At 68.0% G+C, this 25,584-nt stretch carries 17 protein-coding genes; 14 read left to right on the top strand and 3 right to left on the bottom strand.

Translation table 11 applies throughout. The features are described from left to right. The first annotated feature begins 102 nt into the window (after positions 1-102). Together ASC91_RS04565 and ASC91_RS04560 are read left to right on the top strand one after the other, a co-directional pair. Positions 103-2,511, top strand: a complete 2,409-nt coding sequence (locus ASC91_RS04565) for a CehA/McbA family metallohydrolase (RefSeq protein WP_082532429.1) — start codon at positions 103-105, stop codon at positions 2,509-2,511. An 83-nt stretch (positions 2,512-2,594) separates the two neighbouring features. Beyond that, positions 2,595-3,563 carry a tripartite tricarboxylate transporter substrate-binding protein gene (locus tag ASC91_RS04560; protein WP_056192940.1) on the top strand — a complete coding sequence of 323 codons (969 nt, stop codon included), beginning with the start codon at positions 2,595-2,597 and terminating at the stop codon, positions 3,561-3,563. A 226-nt stretch (positions 3,564-3,789) separates the two neighbouring features. Here the strand turns inward: ASC91_RS04560 and ASC91_RS04555 are convergent, their stop codons facing one another. Next, positions 3,790-5,412, bottom strand: coding sequence for a diguanylate cyclase (locus ASC91_RS04555; protein ID WP_056192937.1), 1,623 nt, complete (start codon positions 5,410-5,412; stop codon positions 3,790-3,792). Between the two features lie 168 nt (positions 5,413-5,580). On the opposite strand from ASC91_RS04555, the gene ASC91_RS04550 reads away from it, so the two are divergent. The 11 genes from ASC91_RS04550 to ASC91_RS04500 all read left to right on the top strand — a co-directional run bounded on the left by ASC91_RS04550 (position 5,581) and on the right by ASC91_RS04500 (position 23,189). Continuing rightward, positions 5,581-6,924, top strand: a complete 1,344-nt coding sequence (locus ASC91_RS04550; protein WP_056192935.1) for a GH1 family beta-glucosidase — start codon at positions 5,581-5,583, stop codon at positions 6,922-6,924. Between the two features lie 7 nt (positions 6,925-6,931). Beyond that, positions 6,932-7,939: a LacI family DNA-binding transcriptional regulator gene (locus tag ASC91_RS04545; protein ID WP_056192932.1), complete on the top strand. Its 1,008-nt coding sequence runs from the start codon at positions 6,932-6,934 to the stop codon at positions 7,937-7,939. 41 nt (positions 7,940-7,980) lie between these two features. Then, complete coding sequence (locus ASC91_RS04540; protein WP_157281149.1) at positions 7,981-10,929, top strand: TonB-dependent receptor domain-containing protein; 2,949 nt, start codon at positions 7,981-7,983, stop codon at positions 10,927-10,929. A gap of 61 nt (positions 10,930-10,990) precedes the next feature. Next, complete coding sequence (locus ASC91_RS04535) at positions 10,991-12,412, top strand: glucoamylase family protein (protein ID WP_082532428.1); 1,422 nt, start codon at positions 10,991-10,993, stop codon at positions 12,410-12,412. Between the two features lies 1 nt (position 12,413). Further along, on the top strand, positions 12,414-13,685 hold the full coding sequence (locus ASC91_RS04530) for a sugar ABC transporter substrate-binding protein (RefSeq protein ID WP_056192927.1): 1,272 nt from the start codon (positions 12,414-12,416) through the stop codon (positions 13,683-13,685). After that, a complete protein-coding gene (locus tag ASC91_RS04525) occupies positions 13,682-14,578 on the top strand; it encodes a carbohydrate ABC transporter permease (protein ID WP_056192924.1) in 897 nt (298 codons plus the stop codon). Before ASC91_RS04530 ends, ASC91_RS04525 begins: the two co-directional genes overlap by 4 nt. 89 nt (positions 14,579-14,667) lie before the next feature. Further along, on the top strand, positions 14,668-15,387 hold the full coding sequence (locus ASC91_RS04520) for a carbohydrate ABC transporter permease (protein ID WP_235531826.1): 720 nt from the start codon (positions 14,668-14,670) through the stop codon (positions 15,385-15,387). A gap of 688 nt (positions 15,388-16,075) precedes the next feature. Next, complete coding sequence (locus ASC91_RS04515) at positions 16,076-18,964, top strand: hypothetical protein (RefSeq protein ID WP_056192919.1); 2,889 nt, start codon at positions 16,076-16,078, stop codon at positions 18,962-18,964. Further along, positions 18,961-19,680, top strand: coding sequence for a dienelactone hydrolase family protein (locus tag ASC91_RS04510; protein WP_157281145.1), 720 nt, complete (start codon positions 18,961-18,963; stop codon positions 19,678-19,680). The genes ASC91_RS04515 and ASC91_RS04510 overlap by 4 nt, the downstream gene beginning before the upstream one ends. Beyond that, complete coding sequence (locus ASC91_RS04505) at positions 19,677-22,958, top strand: GH36-type glycosyl hydrolase domain-containing protein (RefSeq protein WP_056192914.1); 3,282 nt, start codon at positions 19,677-19,679, stop codon at positions 22,956-22,958. Before ASC91_RS04510 ends, ASC91_RS04505 begins: the two co-directional genes overlap by 4 nt. A 9-nt stretch (positions 22,959-22,967) precedes the next feature. Continuing rightward, positions 22,968-23,189, top strand: a complete 222-nt coding sequence (locus ASC91_RS04500; protein ID WP_056192911.1) for a hypothetical protein — start codon at positions 22,968-22,970, stop codon at positions 23,187-23,189. On the opposite strand, the gene dtd is transcribed toward ASC91_RS04500, so the two are convergent. Beyond that, positions 23,186-23,626, bottom strand: coding sequence for a D-aminoacyl-tRNA deacylase (dtd, locus tag ASC91_RS04495; RefSeq protein ID WP_056192908.1), 441 nt, complete (start codon positions 23,624-23,626; stop codon positions 23,186-23,188). The genes ASC91_RS04500 and dtd overlap by 4 nt on opposite strands. Continuing rightward, positions 23,623-24,516 (bottom strand): cation diffusion facilitator family transporter, encoded by an 894-nt coding sequence (locus tag ASC91_RS04490; protein ID WP_056192904.1) that lies wholly within the window; start codon positions 24,514-24,516, stop codon positions 23,623-23,625. The genes dtd and ASC91_RS04490 overlap by 4 nt, the downstream gene beginning before the upstream one ends. Before the next feature lie 47 nt (positions 24,517-24,563). Between ASC91_RS04490 and ASC91_RS04485 the strand changes: the two genes are divergently transcribed. Next, positions 24,564-25,577, top strand: a complete 1,014-nt coding sequence (locus ASC91_RS04485; protein ID WP_235531822.1) for a dienelactone hydrolase family protein — start codon at positions 24,564-24,566, stop codon at positions 25,575-25,577. The last annotated feature ends 7 nt before the right edge of the window (positions 25,578-25,584 follow it).

Raw genomic sequence — 25,584 nt, 5'->3', positions numbered from 1 at the left:
AGCCTGAATCGGTGACAGGAAGGCCCGCATGGACTCGGCTTGGCGGCGCCACCACAGTCCGCCGCTTTGCCGGCCACCGCTGGCACCAGCCGAGGACGCGACATGACCCTTGCCCGCCATCTTCCGCCCACCCTGCTCGTGCTGCTGCTTGCAGCCTGCGGTGGTGGCAGCAACGACCCCCAAGTCTCTTCCCAAGCTTCCCAGGCCGAAAGCGAGCTGGCCAAAGCCGCCGCCGCGCGCCCGCGCGCCAAGGACCCGGACCACCACGAGTTCTCGGCCACGCTGTCCGCGCCTTTCGCGGTCACGGCCGCCAGCGGCGAGCGCGTGTTCAGCGTGCAGATGGACCACCCCGGCATTGCCGACGGCCAGGTCTTTGCGTGGGCGCTCAGCCTCGTCGACGCGCAGGGCCACGTGCTGCAGCGCTGGAGCGGCGAATCGCGCTATGCCGGTGCGCCGGTGGTGGCCAGCGTGCGCTGGGCCGGCCGCGGCACCGGCGGCACGGCACTGGCCGATGGCCTCTACCAGCTCAAGCTCGAAGCCGCGAGCCTCGACGCCGCCACCGCGCTGAGCCAGGGTGCGACCACCGGCCGCGCCGAGCGCCTGCTGGCCGCTGCCGCGCCGCTGGACCATGCCGAGCAGCAATGGCCGGTTGCCCTCGGCCAGCCGGCCAGCGTCGACCTGCCGCCCTATGCGGCCATGCCCACGGCCGCCGGCCGCGGCCTCGTCAAGGCGCAATCGGCACCGGCCATCAACAGCCTACCCTACACGGTCTACTACGCCAATCTGCACAGCCAGACGAATGACTCCGACGGCGGCGGGGCACTGGGCAGCTGCTCGTCTTCGCAGCCCGCGCAGACCGGCGCCTTCGGCCCGGCCGACGCCTTCGCCTATGGCAAGACGGCCGGCCTGGACATCCTGATGTCGTCCGAGCACAACCACTACTTCGACGGCTCCTCGAGCACCAACGCCAGCGGCAGCGCCGCCACCGCCAAGAGCCGCTACCAGGCCGGCCTGGTAGCCGCCACCGCCGCGACGACATCGAACTACCTCGCGATCTACGGCATGGAGTGGGGCGTCATCAGCAATGGCGGCCACATGAACATCTTCAACAGCACGGAGTTGTTCGCCTGGGAATACAACAGCAGCAACCAGCTTTTTGGCGACCGCTTCACGGCCAAGAGCGACTACGCGGCCTTGTACGCGACGATGCGCCAGCTCGGCCTTGTCGGCCAGTTCAACCATCCCGACACGACCGGCCAGTTCCTTGTCGGTGGCACAGCGCTGGGCTACAGCGCCGATGGCGACGAGGTCATGGTGCTGAGCGAGATCCTGAACAGCTCGGCGTTCTCGTCCAACACGACCGAGACCGAGACGGGCCTCAGCAACTTTGAAGACGCCTTCAACAAGATGCTGGAGCGCGGCTTTCACGTGGCGCCCGCCAGCAACCAGGACAACCACTGCGCCAACTGGGGCAAGTCGTACACCAACCGCACCGGCGTGCTGATCCCGAATGGCACTGCGCTCAGCAAGGCCAGTTTCATCGATGCCATCAAGGCCCGCCGCGTCTTCGCGACGATGGACAAGACGGCGCAGATCGCGCTGACGGCCAACGGCCACGTCATGGGTGAGCGCTTCACCAACAGCGGCACGCTGTCCTTGAGCGTCGGTTATGCCAGCAACAGCGGCAAGACGGCCACCAGCGTGCAGATCTACGAAGGCGTGCCCAAGCGCAACGGCACCGTCACACTGCTGGCCAGCAGCGGCACGGCCAGCACCACGCCGGCCATCGGCGAGCACTTCTATTACGCCAAGATCACGCAGAACGACGGCAAGATGCTGTGGACAGCGCCCGTCTGGGTCACGCAGTCCAACGGGCCGGTGGACACCACGCCGCCGACCGCGACGGCCAGCGAGAGCGGCACGTCCGGCACCGTCACGCTGTCGGCCACGGCGAGCGACAACATCGGCGTGGCGCGCGTGGACTTCGTCGTTGATGGCACGGTGAAGGGCAGCGACAGCAGCGCGCCCTATTCGCTGTCGCTGGACTCGACGACGCTTGCCAACGGCAGCCACAGCCTGGTCGCCCGCGCCTACGACGCCGCCGGCAACTCGGGCGCCTCGTCGGCCGTCAACTTCAGCATCAGCAATGCCAGCGCGGCGCTGAACGAGACCGAGTCCAACGGCACCATCGCCACTGCCAACGTCGTCACCAACCAGACGACGATCAGCGGCACCATGGCCACCACGAGCGACAAGGACTACTTCAAGGTCACGCTGGCCGCAGGCAAGACGCTGCGTGTCGACATGAGCTGCCCGGCGGCCTATGACTACGACATCTACTTGCACAACGCCAGCGGCACGACGCTGACCTCGTCGGAGAGCGCCACCTGCACCGAGTCCCTGAGCTACAAGAACACCGGCAGCTCGGCGCTGGCGGTCTACATCCGCGTGGGGGCCTACTCAGGCAGCAGCGGCACCCAGGGCTATGCGCTGACGCTGAGCTACCCCTGATGGCGCTGGCTTGGGGCCATCCCGGAGACGCCGGGGGCGGTACTCTGCCTAAGATCGTGCGCACACATCCTGGAGACAAGCCCATGCGCACGACCCTGATTGCCCTGGCGGCCCTGCTGGCCGCCGGCACCGCTGCCGCCGACTATCCCGACAAGCCGGTCACCGTGATCGTGCCGTTTGCAGCCGGCGGGCCGACCGACAAGGTCGCTCGCGACCTCGCCGAGGCGTTGCGCAAGCCCCTGGGTGCCACCGTCATTGTCGAGAACGTCGGCGGTGTCGGCGGCACGCTGGGCGCCAACAAGGTGGCCAAGGCCGCGCCGGATGGCTACACGCTGCTGCTGCACCACATCGGCATCGCCAGCGCGACGGCCCTGTACCGCACGCTGCCCTACAAGACGCTGGAAGACTTCGAATACCTGGGCATGGTCAACGAGGTGCCGATGACGCTGATCGGCCGCCCCAATCTGCCGGCGGCCAACTATGCCGAACTGGCCAAGTGGCTGGAGTCCAACAAGGGCAACATCAACCTCGCCCACGCCGGGGTCGGCTCGGCCTCCCATCTGTGCGGCCTGCTGTATCAGTCGGCCATCAAGATCGACATGACGACCGTGCCCTACAAGGGCACCGCGCCGGCCATGAACGACCTGCTCGGCGGCCAGGTCGACATCATGTGCGACCAGACCACCAACACCACCGGACAGATCGAGGCCGGCAAGGTCAAGGCCTATGCGGTGATGTCGGCCAAGCGCCTGCCCAGCGGCCCGCTGGCCAAGCTGCCGACGGCCGACGAATCAGGGCTGAAGGGCTTCAACCTGGCCGTCTGGCACGGCATGTATGCACCCAAGGGCACGCCCAAGGCCGTCATCGACAAGGTCAACACGGCGCTGCGCGCAGCCCTGAAGGACGCCGACTTCCACAAGCGCCAGGAGGCCCTGGGTGCGGTCATCATCAGTGACGCGCGCCTTGCGCCGGCAGAGCACAAGAAGTTTGTCGAGGCCGAGATCAACAAACTCACCCCGGTCATCAAGGCGGCAGGGGTCTACGCCGACTGAAATGGAGCCCCTCGTCTGGTCTCGCCATGCTGAACGCAGGCGAGTCCAGCCGGTCCCCCTGGGGGACGGCGATGCTTGCCGGATTGACCAGCAAGCACATCGCCAAAGGCGGGCCTGCTTGGGAGCGGCCCGGCGCTCGGCCCGCAAGCCAGCAAGCAAGCGTTGTTTCGAACGTCGGCCGGGGCGGCGCTCAGCCTTGTGTGCGGGCGTGCACGCCGCTTGGCCGTCAGTGGGGGCGGGCCTTTTCGCGCTTGTTCGCGTACATGCCCTGGTCACTGCGGCTGAGCACGGTGCGCAAGGTGTCGGTCGGCAGGACTTCGGCGAGCCCCAGGCTCACCGAGACCGACAGGCCGGCAGCGATGCCGCCCCATGCATGGCGGGACACCGCGTCGGCGATCCGCTCGGTCAGCGCTTGGGCTGCCTGCGCGCCGGTATCGCGCAGGATGATGACGAACTCGTCGCCGGCCAGCCGCGCGGGAAAGTCCTTGTCGCGCACGCATCTTCGGATCTGCGCCGCGATGGCCCGCAGCACCGCGTCGCCCGCGTTGTGCGAATGGCCGTCGTTGATCTGCTTGAACTTGTCGACGTCGATCATGACGAGGCAGGCCGTGCTGCCCTGGGTGCGCACCTCCTCCAGCAGGCCTTGCAGCTGGAGTTCGAAATGGCGCCGGTTCGGCAGGCCGGTCAGGCCATCCTCGAGCGCCAGTTGCTGGAAGTGCGCGCGCCCGGCCTCGGAGGCGTGCAACTGCCGGGTCCGGCTGCGCAGTTCCAGTTGCCGCTCCACGTCGGCGACGCGGCCGCGCAGGCTGGCAGACCGGGCCAACTGCTCGCGCTCGGCCAGCTCGCGCAGGGCCTGCGCGGCTGCGGCGTGGTCGCCCGCGGTGGACGCCAGATAAGCCAACTGGCCCAGGCCAATGCTGACCAGCCCTTCATGGTTCTGCGCCAGGGCGATGCGAATCATCTGCTCGGCGTGATTGCGGGCCAACGGCAGGTCATCTTCGGCCAAGGCCAGTTCGGACCCGGCCCAAAGCACGAGGGCTTGCAGCCAGGGCCGGCGGGAAGATTCCACCGCCTCGCGCAGCCGGCGCACCTGCGCCGCGGCACCCACAAGGTCGGCCTGCCAGATCAGCAGCATGGCCTTGTTGAAGGCATGGGTGAGGGCGCTGCTGCTGCGGCTGCCAATGCCGATGCTGGCCAATGGCGCTGCATCGTGCAGCAGTTCGTCGCAACGGCGCAGGTGTTCGCGCAGCAGTTCCAGGCTGGTCGTGCCTGCCGTGGTGGCGCTGCGTGCGCTGAGCGTGCGCATGACCTCGGTGGACCCCAGGTCGGCATGCAGCACATAGGTGTCAACCGGGGGATCGCACTGGTAGGCCAACTCGATGGCGCGCTGTGAAGCCTCGCTGGCCTCGGCGTAGGAGCGGCCGATGAACATGGCGACACCCAGTGCGTGGTGGGCCACGACCTGCTCCACGCTGGCTCCGTCGCCCGACGTGCCGGCACACAGCTTGACCGCCAGCAGGGCGCAATCGACCGAGGTTTCGTAGTAGCCCAGGCGTGCAGCGGCCATGGCTTGGGTGGCGAGTGCGCGGCATTCGCCCTCGGGCATCTCGGCCTGCTGGAACTGGAATGCCGCCTGGCGTGCGGATTCCAGCGCCGCAGCGAAATGACCCAGCAGGCGCAGCTCAACGCTGGCAATGCAGTGCGTGGCTTCCGCCTGGGCGGCCACGCTTCCCCGTTCAAGCGCGGCGTGGTGGGCGCGGCGCGCTGCATCCAGCGCGGCCTCGGCGCTGCCGGCATCGGCATGGGCCCTGGCTTGGGCCAGCGTGGCGTCGATCTGTGCTTGATCCATCCCTTGCCTCTGCTTCTGGTGGCGGGCGAAGCGGCGGAGTCTGAGGTGCGAGCGCGACGCTCCGGGGTAAACACGCTGTTGACTCGTCAAGTAATCACGGAAAGAATGCATGTAAACGTTTACATGACGACACAACGACCGACCCGCGCAAGCGGAGTTGGCACACGGATGAGACAACCGTTCCCGCCCGGCTTCCTTTGGGGCTGTGCGACTTCCGCCTATCAGATCGAAGGCTCGCCGCTGGCCGATGGGGCCGGCGTCAGCAACTGGCATCGCTTCGTGCGCACGCCGGGCCGCGTGCTCGGCGGCGATACCGGCGACATTGCCTGCGACCACTACCGCCGCATGAAGGACGACGTCGCGCTGATGCGCGAGCTCGGCCTCACGGCCTATCGCTTCAGCATTGCCTGGAACCGCGTGTTGCCTGAAGGTCGCGGCGCCGTGAATGCGGCCGGCCTGGGCTTCTACGAGCGCCTTGTCGACGAACTGCTGGCCGCTGGCATCCAGCCGATGGTGACGCTGCACCACTGGGACCTGCCCGCGGCGCTGGACGACCGTGGCGGCTGGCTCAACCCCGACATGCCCGACTGGTTTGCCGATTACGCGCAGGTCTGCTTCAAGGCGCTGGACGACCGCGTGCCGATGTGGGTCACGCTGAACGAACCCTGGGTCGTGGCCGACGGCGGCTTCATGCATGGCGCGCTGGCGCCCGGTCACAAGAGCGCCTTCGAGGCGGCCATCGTCGCCCACCGGCTGATGCAGTCACACGCCAAGGGTGTGCAGGCCTACCGCGCGACCGGAAAGAACAGGATCGGCCTGGTCGTCAACATCGAGCCCAAGCACCTGCCGGCCGACGCCAGCGAGTACGACCGCCACGCCGCCGGGCTCGCCGACGCCTACATGAACCGGCAATACCTCGACCCGGCCCTGCTTGGCAGCTACCCGGCCGAGTTGCGCGAGGTCTTTGGTGAAGCCTGGCCCGACTGGCCGGCCGCCGAGGTCGAGGCACTCAAAGTCCCCGTCGACTTCCTCGGCCTGAACTACTACACCCGCGCCGTCGTGCGCTTTGATCCCAAGGCCTGGCCGGTGCCGGCGGTGCCGCAGCGCCAGCCCGGCGGCATCTACACCGAGACCGGCTGGGAGCTGCACCCACAGAGCCTGGCCGACACCCTCGTGTGGATGCACGAGCGCTACGGCGGCCTGCCGCTGTATGTGACCGAGAACGGCGCCGCGTTCTATGACCCACCGACGGCCATCGATGGGCGTGTCGACGATCCGCTGCGCGTGCACTATCTGCGCACCCACATCGCCGCCGTGCAGGACGCTATTCAAAGGGGCGCTGACGTGCGCGGCTACTGCGCCTGGTCGCTGTTCGACAACCTCGAATGGGCGCTCGGCTTTGCCAAGCGCTTCGGTCTCGTGCATGTGGACTTTCAGACACAGCAGCGCACCCCCAAGGCCAGTGCGCGCTTCTATGCTGAAGTCATCGCTTCCCACGGCGCCAACCTCTGACAACAAGATGACGGTCACCCCCGCCACGATCAAGGACGTCGCCCGCGTTGCCGGTGTGTCGGTCGCCACCGTTTCGCGCGCGCTCAACGGCGCCGAGAACGTGCTGCCGCACACGCGCCAGCGCATCGTCGAGGTCGCCCGCGAATTGCGCTATTCGCCGTCGGGGGCGGCGCGCAGCCTCATCACGCGACGCACCGACACCATCGGCGCCCTGCTGCCCGATCTGCATGGCGAGTTCTTCTCCGAGCTGATCCGCGGCATCGACCAGGCCGCCCGGGCGCGCGGCCTGCATCTGCTGCTGTCGAGCTCCCACGACGATGCCAACGAGGCCGCGGCCGCGCTGCGCGCGATGAACGGCCGCGTTGACGGCCTCATCGTCATGTCGCCGCACGCCGACGACGATTTCCTGTCGCAGAACCTGCCGCCTGCCCTGCCGGCCGTGCTGCTGAACTCCGGCGTGCGGGGCGCGAGCCAGCGGGTCTTCGCCGTCGACAACTTCGGCGGTGCGCGCGCGATGACCGAGCACCTGGTGCGCAGCGGCCGGCGACGCATCGCTTTTCTCGGCGGCCCGCAGGCCAACTTCGAGGCGCGCGAACGCGAGCGCGGCTACCGTGCCGGCTTGGCCGTGGGGGCCGAGGCATGGCTGCTGGAGGGCGACTTCTCCGAAGCAGGCGGCCAGCGCGCCGCGGCCGAGCTGCTGGCCCTGCCGGCGGGCCAGCGGCCCGATGCCGTCTTCGCCGCCAACGACATCATGGCCATCGGCCTGCTGGGTGCGCTGCAGGCCGGCGGTGTGCACCTGCCCGAGGACATCGCGCTTGCCGGCTTCGACGACATCCCCATCGCCCGCTACGTCAGCCCGGCGCTGACGACCATGCACGTGCCCATTGCCGCGCTGGGCGGCCAGGCACTCGATGCGCTGGCCGACACCCTGGAGCGCAACGCCACCGACGCCGGCGCCACCGTGATGCCGGTACAGCTCGTTGTGCGGCAGTCGTGCGGCAGCGCCAAGACCTGATCCCGTCCAAACCACAGCACAACACAGGAGACAAGGACATCATGAGCACCCCGACCCCCCGCACCAAACCCAGGCTTCTCACCCGCCATCTCTGCGCCGCCGGCCTGATCGGCGGGCTGCTGATGGCGGCCCTGCCCGCGCAGGCGCAGAGCGCCAGCGCCACCGTGCGCGGCACCATCACAGCGGCTGGCGCCACGGCGCCGGCAGGCACTGATGTCGTCGCCGTCAACAAGGCCAACGGCAATACCTACCGGACCAAGACCCTGCCCGACGGCAGCTATGTACTCGTCGGCCTGAACCCCGGCAACTACGAGGTCCGGGTGGCCGGTGCTGCCACCGGCAGTGTGGTTACGCTGTCCGTCGGCCAGAACGCGACGCTGGACCTCGGCAGCACGGACGCCAAGCTCGGCACCGTCGTGATCCAGGGCAGCGCGCAGCGCCAGGGCGTCATCGATTCGCAGGTCGGCACCACGGTGTCTAACAAGATGATCGAGGCCATCCCGCAGGCCACGCGCAACTTCCTGTCGGCCGCGGACTTCGCTCCCGGCGTGCGCTTCGACACCGACGCCAGCGGCAATACGCGTCTGCGCGGTGGCTCGCAAAACATTGACGCTGTAAACGTTTTCATCGACGGCGTCGGCCACAAGAACAACATCCTGCGCGGCGGCCTCACCGGTCAGGACACCAGCCAGGGCAACCCCTTCCCGCAGACGGCCATCGCCGAGTACCGCGTGCTGACGCAGAACTACAAGGCCGAGTTCGACCAGGTCTCCAGCGTCGCCATTTCCGCCGTCACCAAGTCCGGCGGCAACGAGACCCATGGCAGCGTCTACGTCAACCGCACCGGGAGCAACTGGACGTCGCTGAGCCCCATCCAGGAGAGGGACAAGGCGAATCACATTGATCCCCCCTCGTACAAGCAGATCGAAGGCGGCTTCAGCATCGGTGGCGCCATCAAGCCCGACACGCTGCACTACTTCGTCGCCTACGACGGCAAGTCCATCGACAAGCCGCGTCAGTTGACTGCGATGAACCTGGAAAAGTACCCCAACAGCCCCGGCATCGTCCCCGCCATCGCTGCGCAGCAGGGCTCGTTCAAGGGCCAGTTCAAGGAGCATCTGCTGTTCGGCAAGCTTTCGGCCGAGATCGATGACCGCCAGCGGCTGGACCTGTCCACCACGCTGCGCAAGGAGACCAGCTACTCGGTCGACGGTGACCGCTTCGCGCCGAGCACGGCCATCAACAACAACAACAACGAGTACCGCGTCGACCTCAGCCACGAATACACCGGTGACACCTGGCTCAACGAGGCGCGCGTCGGCTGGGAAAGCTCGAAGTGGAACCCGCAGTCGGACTCCACCGATCCGCTGGTGCGCTACAAGTACTCGCCCACCAACGCGATCAACAACGTCCAGGACGTCTTCTTTACCGGCGGCTCGCCCAATGCGCAGGACCGCCGCCAGAGCGGCATCTACCTGAAGGACGACCTCAGCTACACGGGCCTTGCCGGCCATGTCATCAAGGGCGGCGTCCAGTTCAAGGCCATGAAGTACGACCTCAGCGGCACCGCCTTCCGGGTCGCGGCGATCGACACCGTACTGAACACGACCACCGGTCAGCCCTACTTCAACGGCCTGGCCTGCACCGGCACCAACGTCAGCAGCAGCGGTTTGTCCAGCGACCAGTGCAACATCAGGCTGCCCATCGCCACCGCGTCGGCGAACTTAAAAAACAACCAGTACGGCATCTATCTGCAGGACGACTGGAAGCTCACCAAGCAGCTGGAGCTCAACATCGGCGCGCGCTGGGACTATGAAGACAACATGCTCAACAACAGCTACGTGACGCCGGCCGACCGCATCGCCGCGCTGAACGCGCTGGACGGCCGCACCGTCGACGGCATCACCGCACCCGCGGGCCAGACCTATGCCCAGTCGCTGGCCAAGGGCGGCATCAACATTGCCGACTACATCTCCACTGGCAACTCGCGTAAGGCCTTCAAGGGAGCTTTCGCGCCGAGACTGGGTGCGTCTTTCGACGTGTTCAGCGACAAGGCCACGGTCGTCTACGGCGGCTGGGGCCGCAGCTATGACCGCCGCATGGCCAACAACTCGCTGGACGAGCTGCAGAAGAACGCAGCGCCCAACGGCGAGATCTGGATGATCAAGAACGACTTCAAGATGCCGTTTGCCGACCAGATGAGCCTTGGCGTGCGCCAGGCCCTCGGCAGCTGGAACATGGACATCGCGGTCTCCAACATTCATGCGAAGAACCAGTTCATCTGGTTCAACGGCAACCGCGACCCCAACGGGGGCTTCGGCAATACGAACTCGCTGGACCCCTTGTGGGGCGGCGCTCCGCGCAACTACGGCACCATCGTGTTGGGTGATTTTGTTGGCGAGAACAAGGCCACCAGCGTCTTCCTATCGCTGGAGAAGCCCTACACCCAGGCCAGCGGGTGGAGCATGACGATTGCCTACACCCACACGGATGCAAAGACCACGAGCCACGAATGGTCGGATAGCATCTTCGACTGGACCTATGGCAAGTCCACTCACGGCTTCAACCCCACCCTGGATGCGGAGAAGAACCGTCTCGTCGTTGGCGGCTTGATGGACCGCCTGCCGTGGGGCATGCAGCTGTCCGGCAAGCTGACCGTGGGCGACGGCCAGCCACGCCGGGTGCTCGACTGCCACACCGGCTTCGGGCCGACGGGCTGCCGTGCCGTGCCGCGCGGCTCCGACACCTTCAAGCAGCTCGACATGGCGCTGGCCAAGAACTTCAAGGTCTACGGCGGCGAGCTGCAGATCCGTGCCGACGTGCTCAACCTGTTCAACACCGCCAACTGGGGCTACTACGACGACTGGGTCGGCGGCCCCTCCACCCCGCCCAAGAACGCGCTGGGTGGCGATAACGACCACTTCGACACCCGCACCGGCGTGCGCGGCTCGATGCGGCAGTTCAAGCTGGGCGTGAGCTACTCGTTCTGATCCTGAAGACCGGAAGCCGGCCGCGCCGAACGCGCGGCCGGCTCCCACAATCACCCCCATCATGAGTTTGCTGACCCGACGCGCCGTCCTGGCCCACGGCGCCGGCCTTGCCCTGGCCGCCAACCTGCCCAGCTGGGCCGAGGCGCCGGCGCAGGCCGCCGACACCTTCCTCGCCGACCTTGAGCGGCGCACCTTCGACTTCTTCTGGGAGACGACCGACGCCCGCACCGGCCTCGCACCCGACCGCTGGCCCACACCGTCATTCGCCAGCATCGCGGCCGTCGGTTTTGCGCTGAGCGCCTATCCCGTCGGCGTGGCGCGTGGCTACATCACGCGAGCGCAGGCTGCCCAGCGCACGTTGACGACGCTGCGCTTCTTCGCCGGCCTGCCCCAAGGCCCGGGCAAGACCGGCGTGGCGGGCCACAAGGGCTTTTTCTATCACTTCCTCGACATGAAGGAGGGCCTGCGCTTCGACCGCTGCGAGCTCTCCACCGTCGACACGGCTCTGCTGCTGATGGGCGCCCTGCATGCTCAGAGCTTCTTTGATGGCGAGCATGCCGACGAGGTCGCCATCCGCAAACTGGCGGACGAGCTCTATGGCCGCGTCGACTGGGCCTGGGCCCAGGTGCGCCCGCCCTCCATCAGCCACGGCTGGTCGCCCGAGAAGGGCTTCATCCGCAGCGACTGGAAGGGCTACAACGAGGCCATGCTGGTCTATCTGCTGGCACTCGGTTCGCCGACCCGTTCGGTCAAGCCCGAGGCCTGGGACGCCTGGACCAGCACCTACGACCAGCAGAGCTGGGGCGATAGCTACGGGCAGACGCTGCTGCGCTTCCCGCCGCTGTTCGGTCACCAGTTCACGCACTGCTGGGTGGACTTCCGCGGTATTCGCGACGCCTACATGCGTGACAAGGGCTTGGACTATTTCGAGAACTCGCGTCGCGCCACCTATGTGCAGCAGGCCTATGCCCAGGACAACCCGCTCGGCTGGCAGGGCTACAGCGCCGAGGTCTGGGGCGTCAGCGCCAGCGACGGCCCGGCCGACATCTCGCTTCAATACACCACCACCGCTGGCAAGACCGTGAAGCGCCGCTTCATCAGCTATGCCGGCCGCGGCATGGGCCTGCATGACGACGGCACGCTGGCGCCCTATGCGGCCGGCGGCTCCATTGCTTTCGCGCCCGAGATCGTCATCCCGGCGCTGATGGCCATCAAGGAGCGCTACCCGCACACCTGGGGCCGCTACGGCTTCTGGGATGCCTTCAACCCCAGCTTCAACTTCCCCGACGTGCGCCTCACGCATGGCCGCATCGAGCCCGGCAAGGGATGGGTGGACACCGACATGCTGGGCATCGACCAGGGCCCGCTGCTCGCGATGATGGGCAACCATCGCGGCGAGCTGGTGTGGCAGGCGATGCGCAAGAACGCCCACCTCATCAAGGGCTTGAAGCGGGCTGGCTTCACCGGAGGCTGGCTCGGCTGACATGCGCCGCCGTGACCTGCTCAGCGCTTCCGCCGCCGCGGCCCTGACCGGCTGTGCGCGTCACGATGGCACGACGACACTGCGCTTCTGGGCCATGGGCCGCGAGAGCGAGGTCGTGGCCGAGTTGATGCCAGGCTTCGAACGTGAACACCCCGGCGTGCGCGTCAAGGTCGAGCAACTCCCCTGGACGGCCGCGCATGAGAAGCTGCTGACGGCCTTTGCCGGCGACGCCACGCCCGATCTGGCCCAGGTCGGCAACACTTGGCTACCCGAGATGCAGGCCCTGGGCGCGCTGGAGCCGCTGGAGCCCTGGCTGGCGCGCACGCCGTCGCTGCAGGTGACGGACTATTTCGAAGGCATCTGGGCCACCAACCTGGCCGGCGGCCAGCGCGTGGGCCTGCCCTGGTATGTCGACACGCGGCTGATGTTTGTGCGCCAGGATCTGCTGGCCAAGGCCGGCATCCCGTCCATGCCTGTGAGTTGGGATGACTGGCGCGCCGCGCTGGCCCGGCTGCGCGAGCAGGGCATGGACAAACCCATCCTGCTGCCGACCAACGAGTCCGCACCGCTGCTGGCGTTGGCGATGCAGCAGCCGGGCGAGCTGCTGCGTGACGGCGGCCGCTATGGCAACTTCTCAGGCCCGGGCTTTCGCAAGGCTTTGTCCTTCTACCTGGAGCGCTTCCAGCGCGGCGAGGCGCCCGGCGTCAGCGAGGTGCAGATCGGTAACCTCTGGCAGGAGTTCGGCCGCGGCAACTTCGCCTTCTACATGTCGGGGCCCTGGGACATCGGCGAGTTCAAGCGCCGCCTGCCGGCCGAACTGGCCAATGCCTGGATCACCGCCGAGTTGCCTGGCCCGGACGGCCCCGGCGTCTCCATCGCCGGTGGTGCCAGCCTTGCCATGTTCAAGCGTTCGCGCCACAAGCCCGAAGTCTGGGCGCTGATCAGCTACCTGAGCCGGCCCGACGTGCAGCTCGAGTTCTACCGCCTGACGGGCGACCTGCCGGCGCGGCGCAGTGCCTGGGCCCTGCCTTTGAATGGCGCCACGCTGGCCGAGGACCGCCACGCCGCCGCCTTCCGCCGCCAGCTCGAGCGCGTGCGCGCGGCGCCGGCCGTGCCGGAATGGGAGCGCATCGAGAAGGAGATGCAGCTCGCGGCCACGCGCGCGGTGCACGGCGTGACCGACCTCGACACGACGGTGCGTTCGCTGGATGCCCTCGTCGACGGCATCCTGGAAAAGCGCCGCTGGATGCTGGACCGAAAGACCGCCGCATGAAGCACAGTGGTCGCGAATCCCTCGCCGCCTGGGCCTTCGCCGCCCCGGCGCTGATCGTCATCGCGCTGTTCTTTGGCGTGCCCGTCTTCGCCGGCCTTGCGTTGAGCCTCACCGATTTCGACATCTATGCGCTGGCCGACCTGCGCAACCTGCGCTGGCAAGGCTGGGACAACTATGTGCACGTGTTGAGCCTGCCGCTGTTCTGGAAGGCGCTGGGCAATACCCTCTACTTCGTCGTGCTCGGCGTGCCGCTGTCGATCGGCGTGTCGCTGGCCGCGGCCGTGCTGCTGCAGTCGAAGCTGGTGCGTTTCAAGCCGCTGCTGCGCACCGCCTTGTTCGCCCCCGTGGTGACCACGCTGGTGGCCGTCGCCGTCATCTGGCGCTATCTCTTCCACGTCAAATACGGTCTGGTGAACTACACGCTGCAGTCCCTGGGCCTGGACCCCGTCGACTGGCTGGGCGACCCGCACTGGTCCATGCCCACCATCATCCTGTTCGCCGCCTGGAAGAACTTCGGCGGCAACATGATCATCTTCATCGCGGCGCTGCAGGCCGTGCCGCATGACCTGTACGAGGCCGCGCGGCTGGACGGCGCGCGCAGCTGGGCGCAGTTCCGCTACATCACGCTGGCCAGCATCGCGCCGACCCTGCTGATGGTCACCATCCTGACGACGGCCGGGTACTTCCAGCTTTTTGCCGAGCCCTATGTGATGACCCAGGGCGGCCCGCTGCAGAGCACGGTCAGCGTGCTCTACCTGATGTACGAAGAAGGCTTCAAGTGGTGGAACCTGGGCCTGGCCTCGGCCGTGGCCTTTGTGCTCTTTGTCATCATCGTGGTGGTCAGCAAGGGCCTGATCGCCGTGCAGCGGCGGCTGACGGGGGAGGGCGCATGAAGCCCAGGACCCTTCTGGTCAATGGCCTGCTGTGGGCCTTTGCGGCGCTGGCGGCCTTCCCGCTGGTGTGGATGGTGTGTGTGTCGCTGATGCCGGCCGGCAGCGCCTCCAGCCTGCCGCCGCCGCTGGTCCCGCACGACCCGACGCTGGTGCACTACCGCCAGTTGCTCGGCGACGGTGGCTTGAAGCGAGCCTTCGTCAACAGCCTGGGGCTGGCCGTGGTGAGCACGTTGATGTCGGTGAGCTTCAATACGCTGGCGGGCTACTCGTTCGCCAAGCTGCGCTTTCGCCACCGCGAGCGGGTGTTCGGGCTGCTGATCGCGGCGCTTGTCATCCCGGGGCAGGTGGCGATGCTGCCGCTGTTCCTGATGCTCAAGGGCATGGGCCTGGTGAACACATGGATGGGCGTGCTGATTCCCAGCATGGCGGGGATCTTTGGCATCTTCCTTGTGCGGCAGTACGCGCGAGGGGTGCCGGATGAATTGCTGGAGGCGGCTCGGTTGGATGGGGCAGGGGAGGGGCGCATCTTCTGGAACATCGTGCTGCCGACGTTGAAGCCGGTGTTGGTGACGCTAGCGGTGTTTGCCTTTTTAGGAAGTTGGAACGACTTCATGTGGCCGTTGATCGTGTTGACGGATGGCGAGATGCACACGCTGCCAGTCGCATTGGCTGCGTTGTCGCGGGAGCATGTGAACGACAGCGAGCTGATGATGGCGGGGGCGGTGATCACCGTGCTGCCGGTGCTGGGGTTGTTTGTGGCGCTGCAGAGGTATTACATGCAGGGGCTGTTGATGGGGAGTGTGAAATGACGGCCCGTTGCAGTGGCTTTGTGCCTATGCCCAGCCGGGAGTTCGCCCCGGCGGGCGACCTTCTTTTTGAGCGACCAAAAAGAAGGCAAAAAGTCGCCCCTGCGAAACCGCCCCTGCGGGGTTCCCTGCGATGCTCTGAACCCGGGGCCGCGCCCAACTCACTTCGCTACGCTGCGTTCAAACAAAGGGGCGCGAAGTCAGAGCTTGAGGCTCGCTGCGCTCGCGCCCCGGGCTCCTGCGCTTCTCGGCGGTTTAGAAGGGGAGTTCTCGAAACAGCCGAACAGCCAACAGCCAAACCCGAAAGCCGTTCGCACCGAGGTGGTTTTCTCCCCCCCTTTGAGCCCGCCGAGGAACGCAAGACCTTGAGGCCGCGCGCGCAGCGCGCCTCAAGAACTGACTCCGCGCAACTGTTTGACCGCAGCGTAGCGAAGGGAGTTTTGCGCGGGGCCTCAAGGGCTGAGTACCGCAGGGCACCCCGCTGCGAAGCAAAGGGGCGGGCGGTTCGGGGGCGACTTCTTTGCCTACTTTCTTGTTCGCACAAGAAAGTAGGTCGCCCGCCGGGGCGAACTCCCGGCATGGGCCTTACCTCTCAACCTGCAGCCGCCAAGCCATGAGAAGGTTTCTCTACGTCTTGCTGACTTGCACCCTGCTCGCGTGCCTTGCGTCTCACGCCGCCATCCTCGATGACATGAAGGACGCCACCCGCTGGAAAGCCACCGCCTCCGACCAGGTCAAGGCTACCCTTCGACAAGACTCTCGCGACGACTCCCTCTGCCTCGACTACGACTTTGCCGGCGTCTCCGGCTATGCCGTGCTGCGCCGCGAACTGCCGCTGGACTGGCCGGCCGACTTCGCGCTGACCACCCAGCTCAAGGGCAAGACCACCGGCAACGACGTGCAGATCAAGTTCGTCGACGCCAGCGGCGACAACGTCTGGTGGATCAATCGCCCCGCGCTCGCATTGCCAGAAACGTTGACCGAGACGCGCTTCAAGCGCCGCCACGTCGCCTTCGCCTGGGGGCCGACCGAGGACCGCGTGCTCAAGCGCAGCCAGTTCATCGAATTTGTCGTCGTCGCCGGCCAGCAAGGCGGCGGGGCAGGCGCCCTGTGCGTCGGCGCCCTGGGCCTGGAGCCGCGCGAGCCCGCGCCCAAGGCCTGGCCTGCGCCGCGTCGCAGGATGGGCGCCAGCGAGATGACGCTGGACTTCCAGTCCTTGCGGGAGTTCAACGGCCTGTGGTTTGCCAGCGGCGCGGCCATGCGCATCGAGGTCTCCGACGACAACCGGCGCTGGAAGACGCTGTCCACCCAGCCCGGCCGCGCGCTGTTCCTCGGCGAGCAGGAATGGCGCTGGCTGCGCCTGCGTTACGAAGGAAAAAAGCCGCCTGAGGTCGAGTTGCGTGACGCGGCCCGCTGGCCCGACGGCAACGCCGCCGTTGCCGAACTGGCCAAGGCCCTGCCGCGCGGCGAGCTGCCGCGCGCCTTTCTTGGCGAGCAGAACTACTGGACCGTCGTCGGCGTGGATGGCGGTGCCCAGCGCTCGGGCCTGGTCAGCGAGGACGGCGCCATCGAGCTGACCCGCGGCGGTCCCAGCATCGAGCCGACCGTGCGCCTGGCTGATGGTCGTCTCGTCACTTGGGCTCAGGTGCGCACGGGGCACAGTCTCATCGAGCACGCCTTGCCCGTCGTGCGGTGGCAGCATGCAGACGTCGAGTTGCGCGTCGAAGCCGGCGCCGACGGCCCGGCCAAGGCGCCGCAGCTGCTGGCCCGCTACACGCTGCGCAACCCGACCAGCAAACCGCAGCGCTACTCGCTGCTGCTGGCATTGCGCCCCTGGCAGGTCAACCCGCCGCAGCAATTCCTGTCGACACAAGGAGGCATCAGTCCTCTGCCCACCGTGGCCTGGGCCGATGGCAAGTTGACTGCTGCCGGCCTGGCCATCCAGCCACGCGAGACGCCGGCCGAAGTGCGCGCCGCGTCGTGGAGCGCCGGCCCCGGCTTCGCCACGCTGCTGCAGGCGCCGCCCCTCACGCAACTGGCGGACGCCGAGCTACTGCCCTCCGCGCTGATGCGCTTCGACATCGAACTCGCACCGGGCGAGGCACGCAGCCTGGGCTGGGTGACGGGCGGTGATGCGGGGGCCCTCGACACCCGCCTGGCCGTCGCCGCCGCGCAATGGCGCGACCGCCTCGGCGTGCTGGAACTGAACCTGCCGCCCCAGGCCCAGCCCATCGCCGACACCATGCGCAGCGCGCTGGCGCAGATCCTCGTGTCCCGCGACGGCCCCGCACTGCGCCCCGGCACGCGCTCCTATGCCCGCTCGTGGGTGCGCGATGGCGCCATGATGGTGGCCGGCCTCGTGCGCATGGGTGAGGCCCAGGCCGCGCGCGAGTTCGTCGACTGGTATGGCGGCTATATCTTCGAGTCGGGCAAGGTGCCCTGCTGCGTCGACCAGCGCGGCGCCGACCCCGTCGTCGAGAACGACAGCCACGGCCAATACCTGTTTGCCGTCGCCGAGCTCTGGCGTCACACCCAGGATCGCGCGCTGCTGGAGCGCCACTGGCCCAAGGTGCAGCGCGTCGTGGCGTGGATGGAGGCCCTGCGCCAGAGTGAACGCAAGCCGGGTGCCGACCCGCGCTTCAAGGGGCTGATGCCGCCGTCCATCAGCCACGAGGGCTACAGCGACAAGCCGGCCTATTCCTATTGGGACGACTTCTGGGCCTTGCGCGGCTACAAGGACGCGGTGCAGATTGCCCAGGCCCTGGGTGACACCGCGCAGGCCGTGCGCTGGGCGGTGTCGCGTGACGAGTTCGAGGCCGAACTGGGCGCCTCCATCACTGCGACCGCCCGGCACTACCAGCTGGACCACATCGCCGGCGCCGCCGACCGCGGCGACTTCGACGCGACGTCGACGACCATGGCCCTCAACCCGGCCCAGGCCGACAAGCTGCCACCCGAGCTGTTGCGCGGCACCTTCGACCGCTATGTGTCGGAAGCCGAGGCCCGCATCACGGGTCGCAAGGCCTGGGCGGACTACACGCCCTACGAACTGCGCAATGTCAGCGCCCTGGTGCGCCTGGGTCGGGTGGATGAAGCGCACCGGCTGCTGGCCTGGTTCTTCACGCACCAGCGCCCGATGGGCTGGAACCAGTGGGCCGAGGTGGTGCGGCCCGATGCGCGCGAGGCCCGCTTCCTGGGCGACATGCCGCATGCCTGGATCTCGTCCGACTACCTGCGCGCGGCCCTGGACCTGCTGGCCTACGAGCGCGAAGCCACTGGCAGCCTCGTGCTCGGCGCTGGCTTGTCGCCAGCCTGGCGTGCGGCCGGTGACATCGGCGTGGCTGGCCTGTCCACCGCCTGGGGCCGCCTCGACTACCGGTTGCTCAGGCGCGCCGATGGCGGCTGGACGCTGCATATCGACCGCCGGCCCGAACGACTGCCTGGTGATTTGCGCCTGGCCTGGCCGGGTACGGAGCGGTTGCCGCGCGCTAACGTCGAGACTCAGGGCCTGAGCTGGCAGGATCGCGAACTGCCCCTGCCCGCCAACGCCACCACCATCCAGCTGGAGCCCACGCCATGACGATGAACCGCCGCCAGTTGCTGTTGACGACGCCGGCTCTGCTCAGCGCCTGCACGGCCTTGCCGCCCACGCCTGCCGGCCTGGCCGCCGGCGAGCAGCGCGCCTGGGAGCTCGAAGGCCAGCGCTTCTGGATCTGGCTGCCGCGCGAATACAGCCAACGCACCGAAGCCTGGCCGCTGGTTGTCTTTCTGCACGGCTCGGGCGAGCGTGGCACCGACCTGGAGAAGGTCAAGGTCCACGGCCCGCCCAAGCTGGTCGCCGTCGGCGCCGACTATCCGTGCATCGTTGTCAGCCCGCAGCTCGAGGACAACCTGCGTTGGGACCCCGAGCGCTTGCACAAGCTGCTCGGCGCCCTCAAGGCCAGGCTCAATATCGATCCGCAGCGCTGCGTCGGTACCGGCCTGTCCCTCGGCGGCTTCGGCGTGTGGCACTGGGCCACGGCCTTCCCGCGCGACCTCGCGGCCATCGCACCTGTCTGCGGCTTTGGCGATCCGGCCAAGGTTTCCGCCATGCGTAGCGTGCCGGTGCGCGGCTATCACGGCGAGCAGGACCAAGTCGTGCCGCTGGCGCCGCACATCGCCTGTGTCGAGGCGCTGCGCGCGGCCGGTGGCACTGCATCACTGACCATTTACCCCGGTGTCGGCCACGACTCCTGGACGCCGGCCTATCAAGATCCTGGACTGCTGCCCTGGCTGTTGGCGCAGCGACAAACATGACCGTTCACTCCCTTGGCAACAAAGTCGGCCTCGAGGCCGAGCTGCTGTCCCATGGCGCGCTGCGCCGCCTGATGTTCGGGCCGGCGCTGATGCTCAACCTCTTCCCCGGCAACGAGCTGGAAGGCGGGCCGGCCAATGTCTGGCTGCGCCGGCGCGATGCGGGCGGCAATTGGCGCATCGCAGCGCTGCTGGGGCCGCTCTCGCCGCTGAGCGCGCACACCGACGAAGGTGCCTTCGAGATGCGCGGTGAGTGGGACGGCCTGGCCCTGCGCCTGCAACTGCGCCTGGCCGCAGATGAGCCCGTGCTGTTCTGGCATCTGCAGGCCGCGAACGTTAGCGACACCGCCTGCGAGATTGCACCCGTGCTGGTGCAGGACGTGGGCCTGGCCGACTATGGCGCCGCGCGCACCAACGAGTTCTACGTCAGCCACTACATCGACCTGCAGCCGCTGCAGCACCCCGGCCACGGCGTGCTGCTGGCCGCGCGCCAGAACCAGGCGCAGGGCGGCAAGCACCCCTGGCTGCTGGCCGGCTCGTTGCGCCGCGCGGAGAGTTTTGCGACCGATGCCAGCCAGGTCTGGGGCCATGCCGCGCGTGAGGGCGCCTTGCCGCCGGGGCTGTTGAGCGGCCTGCCGGGTCAGCGCCTGCAGCACGAGCACGCCCTGGTCGGGTTGCAGGATGAGGCCCTGCCGCTCGCGCCCGGTGAGCGCGCGGCGGCGGGCTTTTTCCTGGCGCTGCAAGCCCATCATCCCGGGGCCAGCAGCGACGCCGACCTGGCCCGGCTGCCCACGCTGCTGGCGCTGCCCGAGGCCCAGCCATCCAACATGCTGGACGCGCCGGGCCTCTTGCCGGCGCCCAGCCTGTTCGCCAGCGCATCGATGCTGGCCAGCCGGGACTTCAGCGACGAGGACCTGGCCGCCTACATCCCCGGCGAGCGTCGCCATGAGGAATGGCAGGGCAACCAGCGCTTGAGTTTCTTCACCGGCGAGGCGACCCACGTCGTGTTGCGCGCCAAGGAACTGCTGGTGCAGCGGCCCCACGGCCACATCCTGCGCAGCGGCGACCATCTCGTGCCCGACGAGGGCGCGCTGACGTCCACCTGCTGGATGGGCGGCGTCTTCCATTCCATGCTGACCCAGGGCCATGTCAGCATCAACCGCCTGCTGTCCACGCAGCGCAGCCTGCTCGGCCTGTTCGGCACGGCCGGTTTGCGGCTGTTCGTGCAGCCACAGGTGAGCGACTGGCTGCTGCTCGGCCTGCCGTCGGCTTTCGAGATCCAGCCGCAGCGTTGCCGCTGGCTGTATGCCTTTGATGCCGGCGTCATCGAGGTCGTCGCGTCGGCCGCCGCCACGCCGGATGCGATGGCGCTGAGCGTGCGCATGCTCAAGGGCCGGGCGCTGCGCCTGCGGGCCAGCCTCAACCTGGCCGTGGGCGGTGACGATGGCGCCGCGCCATTCAAGCCCGTGTGGGAGCACAGTGGCAGCCGGCTGCGCATCACGCCGCCCGAAGGCAGCGAGCTGGCGGAGCGCTTTCCCGGTGGCGGCCTCGTCATCGACGCGCCGGGCCTGGCCATCGTGGGCGACGACGGCCGGCTGTTCGACGACGGTGTCAGCCGCGGCGAGCCGCTGGTCTGCCTCGACTTCTCGCCGACGTCGGCGTTTTCGCTGACGCTGCGCGGCGAGCTGCTCGACACCGCGCCGCCACCCGCCCAGCCACTGACGCTGCCGCATTGGCAGCACCCGGCCCTGGTGCAGCTGAGCGACATCCTGCCCTGGTATGCCCACAACGCCCTGGTGCACTACCTGTCACCGCGTGGCCTGGAGCAGTACTCCGGCGGTGGCTGGGGCACGCGCGATGTCTGCCAGGGGCCGCTGGAAATGCTTTTGGCCCTGGGCCAGACCGCACCGGTGCGCGATCTGCTGCTGCGTGTCTTCAGCAACCAGAACCCGGATGGCGATTGGCCGCAGTGGTTCATGTTCTTCGAGCGCGAGGCCAAGATCCGTGCCGGCGACTCGCATGGCGACATCGTCTTCTGGCCGCTGCTGGGCCTGGCGCAATACCTCATCGCCAGCGGCGACGCCGGCCTGCTCGACGAGGTGCTGCCCTTCCATGACGGCGAGCCGGCCACACTGGCGGCGCATGTGGAGCGGGCGCTGGCGCTGATCCGCCAGCGCGTCGTACCCGGCACGGGGCTGGCCGCCTACTGGCATGGCGACTGGAACGACTCGCTGCAGCCGGCCGACCCGGCACTGCGAGAGCGCCTGTGCAGCGCCTGGACGGTCACGCTGCACCACCAGATGCTGCACACGCTGGCGACGGCCTTCACGCAGATCGGCCGAGCCCACGACGCCGCCGCGCTGACCGCCGAGGCCATGGGCGTGCGCGCCGAGTTCCAGCGCCTGCTGGTGCAGAACGATGTCGTCGCTGGCTATGCACTTTTCCCTGAGCAGGGCGAGCGCGAGCTGTGGATCCACCCGCAGGACACCCGCACCGGCCTGCGCTACAGCCTGCTGCCGATGATGCATGCCGTCATCGACGAGCTCTTCACCCCTGAACAGGCCGCCATCCAGGCCGCGCTGATCGAGCAGCATCTGAAGGGCCCCGATGGTGCCCGCCTGTTCGACGCGCCGCTACCCTATCGCGGCGGCCCGTCGCAGCTGTTCCAGCGCGCCGAGACCAGCACCTTCTTCGGCCGCGAGATCGGCATCATGTACATGCACGCCCATCTGCGCTATGCCCAGATGCTGGCCCATCTCGGTCACGCCGAAGCCTTCCTGCAGGCGCTCGCGCTGGCCCACCCGATTGCACTGACCGACCGCGTGCCCAGCGCGAGCCGGCGCCAGGCCAATTGCTACTACTCCAGCTCCGATGCCGCCTTCCCCGACCGCTACGAGGCCCAGGCCCATTACGGCCGAGCGCTGGCCGGCGAGGTGGCGCTGGACGGCGGCTGGCGCATCTATTCCAGCGGCCCGGGCATCGCGCTGGGTCTGGTCATCAACTCGCTGCTCGGCCTGCGGCTGGAGCAGGGCGCCCTCGTCGTCGATCCTGTCATGCCGCCGTTGCTGGACGGGCTCACCGTGCAGCTGGTGCTGGCGGACTTGCGCTTCGAGCTGACCTACCGCGTCGGCTCGCGCGGATATGGTGTGGAGCGGGTGCGGGACGAGGCGGGCGCCGAGCTGCCGGCCATGCGGCGCGCGAACGCCTACCGCATGGCTGGACTGGCGCTGGCGCGGCCTGTGCCAGGCAGCCTGTCGCGGCTGACGATAGAGATCGGGTAGGAGATCCTCGTGGTGAAGATCCTTGCGAAGTTCTGGCTCTTGCGCTTCCTGCAGGTGTTCGTGCTGGCATGCGCCGTGCTGGGCGGCATCGAAGCCCTGCAGCATGGCGGACAGGAGGCGTCCTACCGGTCCGTGCTGACCTGGGCGGCGCTCACGGCGTTGATGACGGCGACGGTCTCGGCCTGGTGGGCCTACAAGCGCCAGTGCAAACTCGTCTTCAAGGATCCCTAAACCATCCGTATCGGGATGGTGACGGGGCCGTCGTTGATGAGGTGGACCTGCATGTCGGCACCGAACTCGCCATTGGCGACGACAGGGTGCTGGCTTCGTGCAAACGCCAGCGCGTGCTCGTAGAGCCGGCGTCCCGGCTCCGCCGGAGCAGCGCCCGTGAAGCTCGGCCGGTTGCCGGCACTCGTGTCGGCCGCCAGCGTGAACTGGCTGACGATGAGCAGGCCGCCGGCCACGTCCTGCAGGCTGCGGTTCATCTTGCCGGCGTCGTCGCTGAAGACGCGCAGCTTCAGCACCTTGGTGATCAGCTTCTCGGCGGTCGCCTCGCTGTCGGTGGGTTCGGCGCAGACCAGCATCAGCAAGCCCGGGCCGATGGCGCCGACAACAGCACCGCCCACTTCGACGCGTGCCTCGCGCACCCGTTGCAATACCGCGATCAAACCAGGTCCTCCTCGTCCATGTTGTGCGCCTCGACGTCCATGGGCAGCAGCTGGATGCTGGCGCGCAGCCCGGGCACGGCACTCATCAGCGCCTGCTCGACGTCCACGCGCAGCGCCGCGGCGCGGCCCAGCGTCCAGCTGGCCGGCATGTGCATGTGCAGGTCGATGAAGCGACGCTGGCCGGCCACGCGGCTGGCGATGTGGTCGAAGCGGATGGCGTGCGGATGGATAAAGCCGTCCAGCACCGCCATCACCTGAGTCATGGATTCGGCGTCCAGGGCCTGGTCCATCAGGCCACCGGTGGACTCGCGCATCAGATGCACGCCTTCGCGCAGGATGTTCAGCGCCACGATGATGGCCAGCAACGGGTCCAGCCATTGCCAGCCGGTGGCCATGACACCCAGCAGCCCGGCCACGACACCGGCCGAGGTCCAGACGTCGGTGATCAGGTGGCGCGCATCGCCCTCCAGTGCCACCGAGCGCACCTCGCGTGCCTTGCGCAGCATGGCCCAGGCCATGGCACCGTTCAACGCCGAGCTGACGACGGCCAGCGTGACGCCGACGCCGATGGCTTCCAGAGCCTGGGGGTGTTGCCAGCGGTCTGCAGCGCCCCACAGGATGCCCAGGCCGGCCGCGATGATGAGGATGCCCTCGAACCCGCTGGAGAAGTATTCGGCCTTGTGGTGACCATAGGGGTGGCCTTCATCCGGTGGCTGGGCGGCCAGCGTCACCATGGCCAGGGCGAACACGGCGCCGGCCAGGTTGACGAGGGACTCCAACGCGTCGGCCGCCAGGCTGACCGAGCCCGTCCACCACCAGGCGGCGGTCTTCAGCGCAATGGTCACGAGGGCGACTGCGACCGAGAGCTTGAGATAGGCGCTGGCTTGCATGGCGGCATTGTCAGCGGCGCGCAGCAGGCCCCCGCAGAATGGGTGCCATGATGAATGCCGCTTTGATACGCGTTGCGGCCAGCCTGCTGGCCATGCTGTTGCTGGCGTTGCCGTTCGCGACGCCGGCCCAGGACCTGAAACCCGATACGCAGGGGCGCATCGACTTCGACAGCTTCACGCCCAAGACCATGTTCGACCTCGCCCGCGAGCGCCGCCAGAACTGGGCGGCGCAGCGCGTCTGGGGCGAACTGAGCCTGCCCAGGGGCGCCGGCGACAAGGTCCCGGCCATGGTGCTGATGCATGGCAGCGCCGGCGTGGAGAGCAGCATGTCGCAATGGGTCGACGCCTTGAACGACATCGGCGTCGCTACCTTCGTCGTCCACGTCTTTGAGGCGCGCGGCGTCAAGCGCACGGCGGAGAACCAGACGCTTGTTCCCTACTCGGCCGACCTGATGGACGCCTTCCAGGCGCTGATGCTGCTCGCCGGTCATCCACGCATCGATGCTTCCCGTATCGGCATCATGGGCTTCTCGCGCGGCGGAAGCGTGGCCTTCCAGACCGCCATCGAACCGCTGCGCCGTGCCGTGGTGAAGAGTGACCTGAGCTTCGCCCTGCACATCCCGGTGTACGCGGGATGCAACCAGGTCTACTGGTCGCCGCGAGTGACGAAGGCGCCGCTGCTCAACCTCGTCGGCGCTGAAGACGACTACGCCACGGCGCGGCCCTGCGAGCAGTTGGCCGAGCGCTACGCCGAGGCGGGCACGCCGGCTCGCACCATCAACTACGCCGGGGCGCCGCATTCCTGGGACGCCATGTACCAGCCCTTCCTGCTGGAGGGGGCCACGTCGGCAGCGCCCTGCGGCGTGCTGCGCTGGGACATCGAGGCGTGGAAGATCACGGCCGAGCGAACCGGCGCGACCATCGACGCGGCGAGGCTTGGGGAGTTCTTCGACAGCTGCGTCATCCGGGGCGTGCATGTCGGGCGCAACGAATCGGCCTTCCGGCAATCGCGAGCGGATGTGAAGGCCTTCGTGCGGCAGGTGTTTTTCGCCGGCAAGTGACCCGCGG

The organism is Pelomonas sp. Root1237, from assembly GCF_001425055.1.
Classification (GTDB): domain Bacteria; phylum Pseudomonadota; class Gammaproteobacteria; order Burkholderiales; family Burkholderiaceae_C; genus Pelomonas.
This window is presented reverse-complemented; position numbering and strand designations above follow the sequence as displayed.

What these genes read in the sequence shown, in the direction of transcription:
- ASC91_RS04565 (WP_082532429.1), top strand. Translation starts at nt 103, where the DNA reads ATGACCCTTGCCCGCCATCTTCCGCCCACCCTGCTCGTGCTGCTGCTT.
- ASC91_RS04560 (WP_056192940.1), top strand. Translation starts at nt 2,595, where the DNA reads ATGCGCACGACCCTGATTGCCCTGGCGGCCCTGCTGGCCGCCGGCACC.
- ASC91_RS04555 (WP_056192937.1), bottom strand. Translation starts at nt 5,412, where the DNA reads ATGGATCAAGCACAGATCGACGCCACGCTGGCCCAAGCCAGGGCCCAT.
- ASC91_RS04550 (WP_056192935.1), top strand. Translation starts at nt 5,581, where the DNA reads ATGAGACAACCGTTCCCGCCCGGCTTCCTTTGGGGCTGTGCGACTTCC.
- ASC91_RS04545 (WP_056192932.1), top strand. Translation starts at nt 6,932, where the DNA reads ATGACGGTCACCCCCGCCACGATCAAGGACGTCGCCCGCGTTGCCGGT.
- ASC91_RS04540 (WP_157281149.1), top strand. Translation starts at nt 7,981, where the DNA reads ATGAGCACCCCGACCCCCCGCACCAAACCCAGGCTTCTCACCCGCCAT.
- ASC91_RS04535 (WP_082532428.1), top strand. Translation starts at nt 10,991, where the DNA reads ATGAGTTTGCTGACCCGACGCGCCGTCCTGGCCCACGGCGCCGGCCTT.
- ASC91_RS04530 (WP_056192927.1), top strand. Translation starts at nt 12,414, where the DNA reads ATGCGCCGCCGTGACCTGCTCAGCGCTTCCGCCGCCGCGGCCCTGACC.
- ASC91_RS04525 (WP_056192924.1), top strand. Translation starts at nt 13,682, where the DNA reads ATGAAGCACAGTGGTCGCGAATCCCTCGCCGCCTGGGCCTTCGCCGCC.
- ASC91_RS04520 (WP_235531826.1), top strand. Translation starts at nt 14,668, where the DNA reads ATGCCGGCCGGCAGCGCCTCCAGCCTGCCGCCGCCGCTGGTCCCGCAC.
- ASC91_RS04515 (WP_056192919.1), top strand. Translation starts at nt 16,076, where the DNA reads ATGAAGGACGCCACCCGCTGGAAAGCCACCGCCTCCGACCAGGTCAAG.
- ASC91_RS04510 (WP_157281145.1), top strand. Translation starts at nt 18,961, where the DNA reads ATGACGATGAACCGCCGCCAGTTGCTGTTGACGACGCCGGCTCTGCTC.
- ASC91_RS04505 (WP_056192914.1), top strand. Translation starts at nt 19,677, where the DNA reads ATGACCGTTCACTCCCTTGGCAACAAAGTCGGCCTCGAGGCCGAGCTG.
- ASC91_RS04490 (WP_056192904.1), bottom strand. Translation starts at nt 24,516, where the DNA reads ATGCAAGCCAGCGCCTATCTCAAGCTCTCGGTCGCAGTCGCCCTCGTG.
- ASC91_RS04485 (WP_235531822.1), top strand. Translation starts at nt 24,564, where the DNA reads ATGATGAATGCCGCTTTGATACGCGTTGCGGCCAGCCTGCTGGCCATG.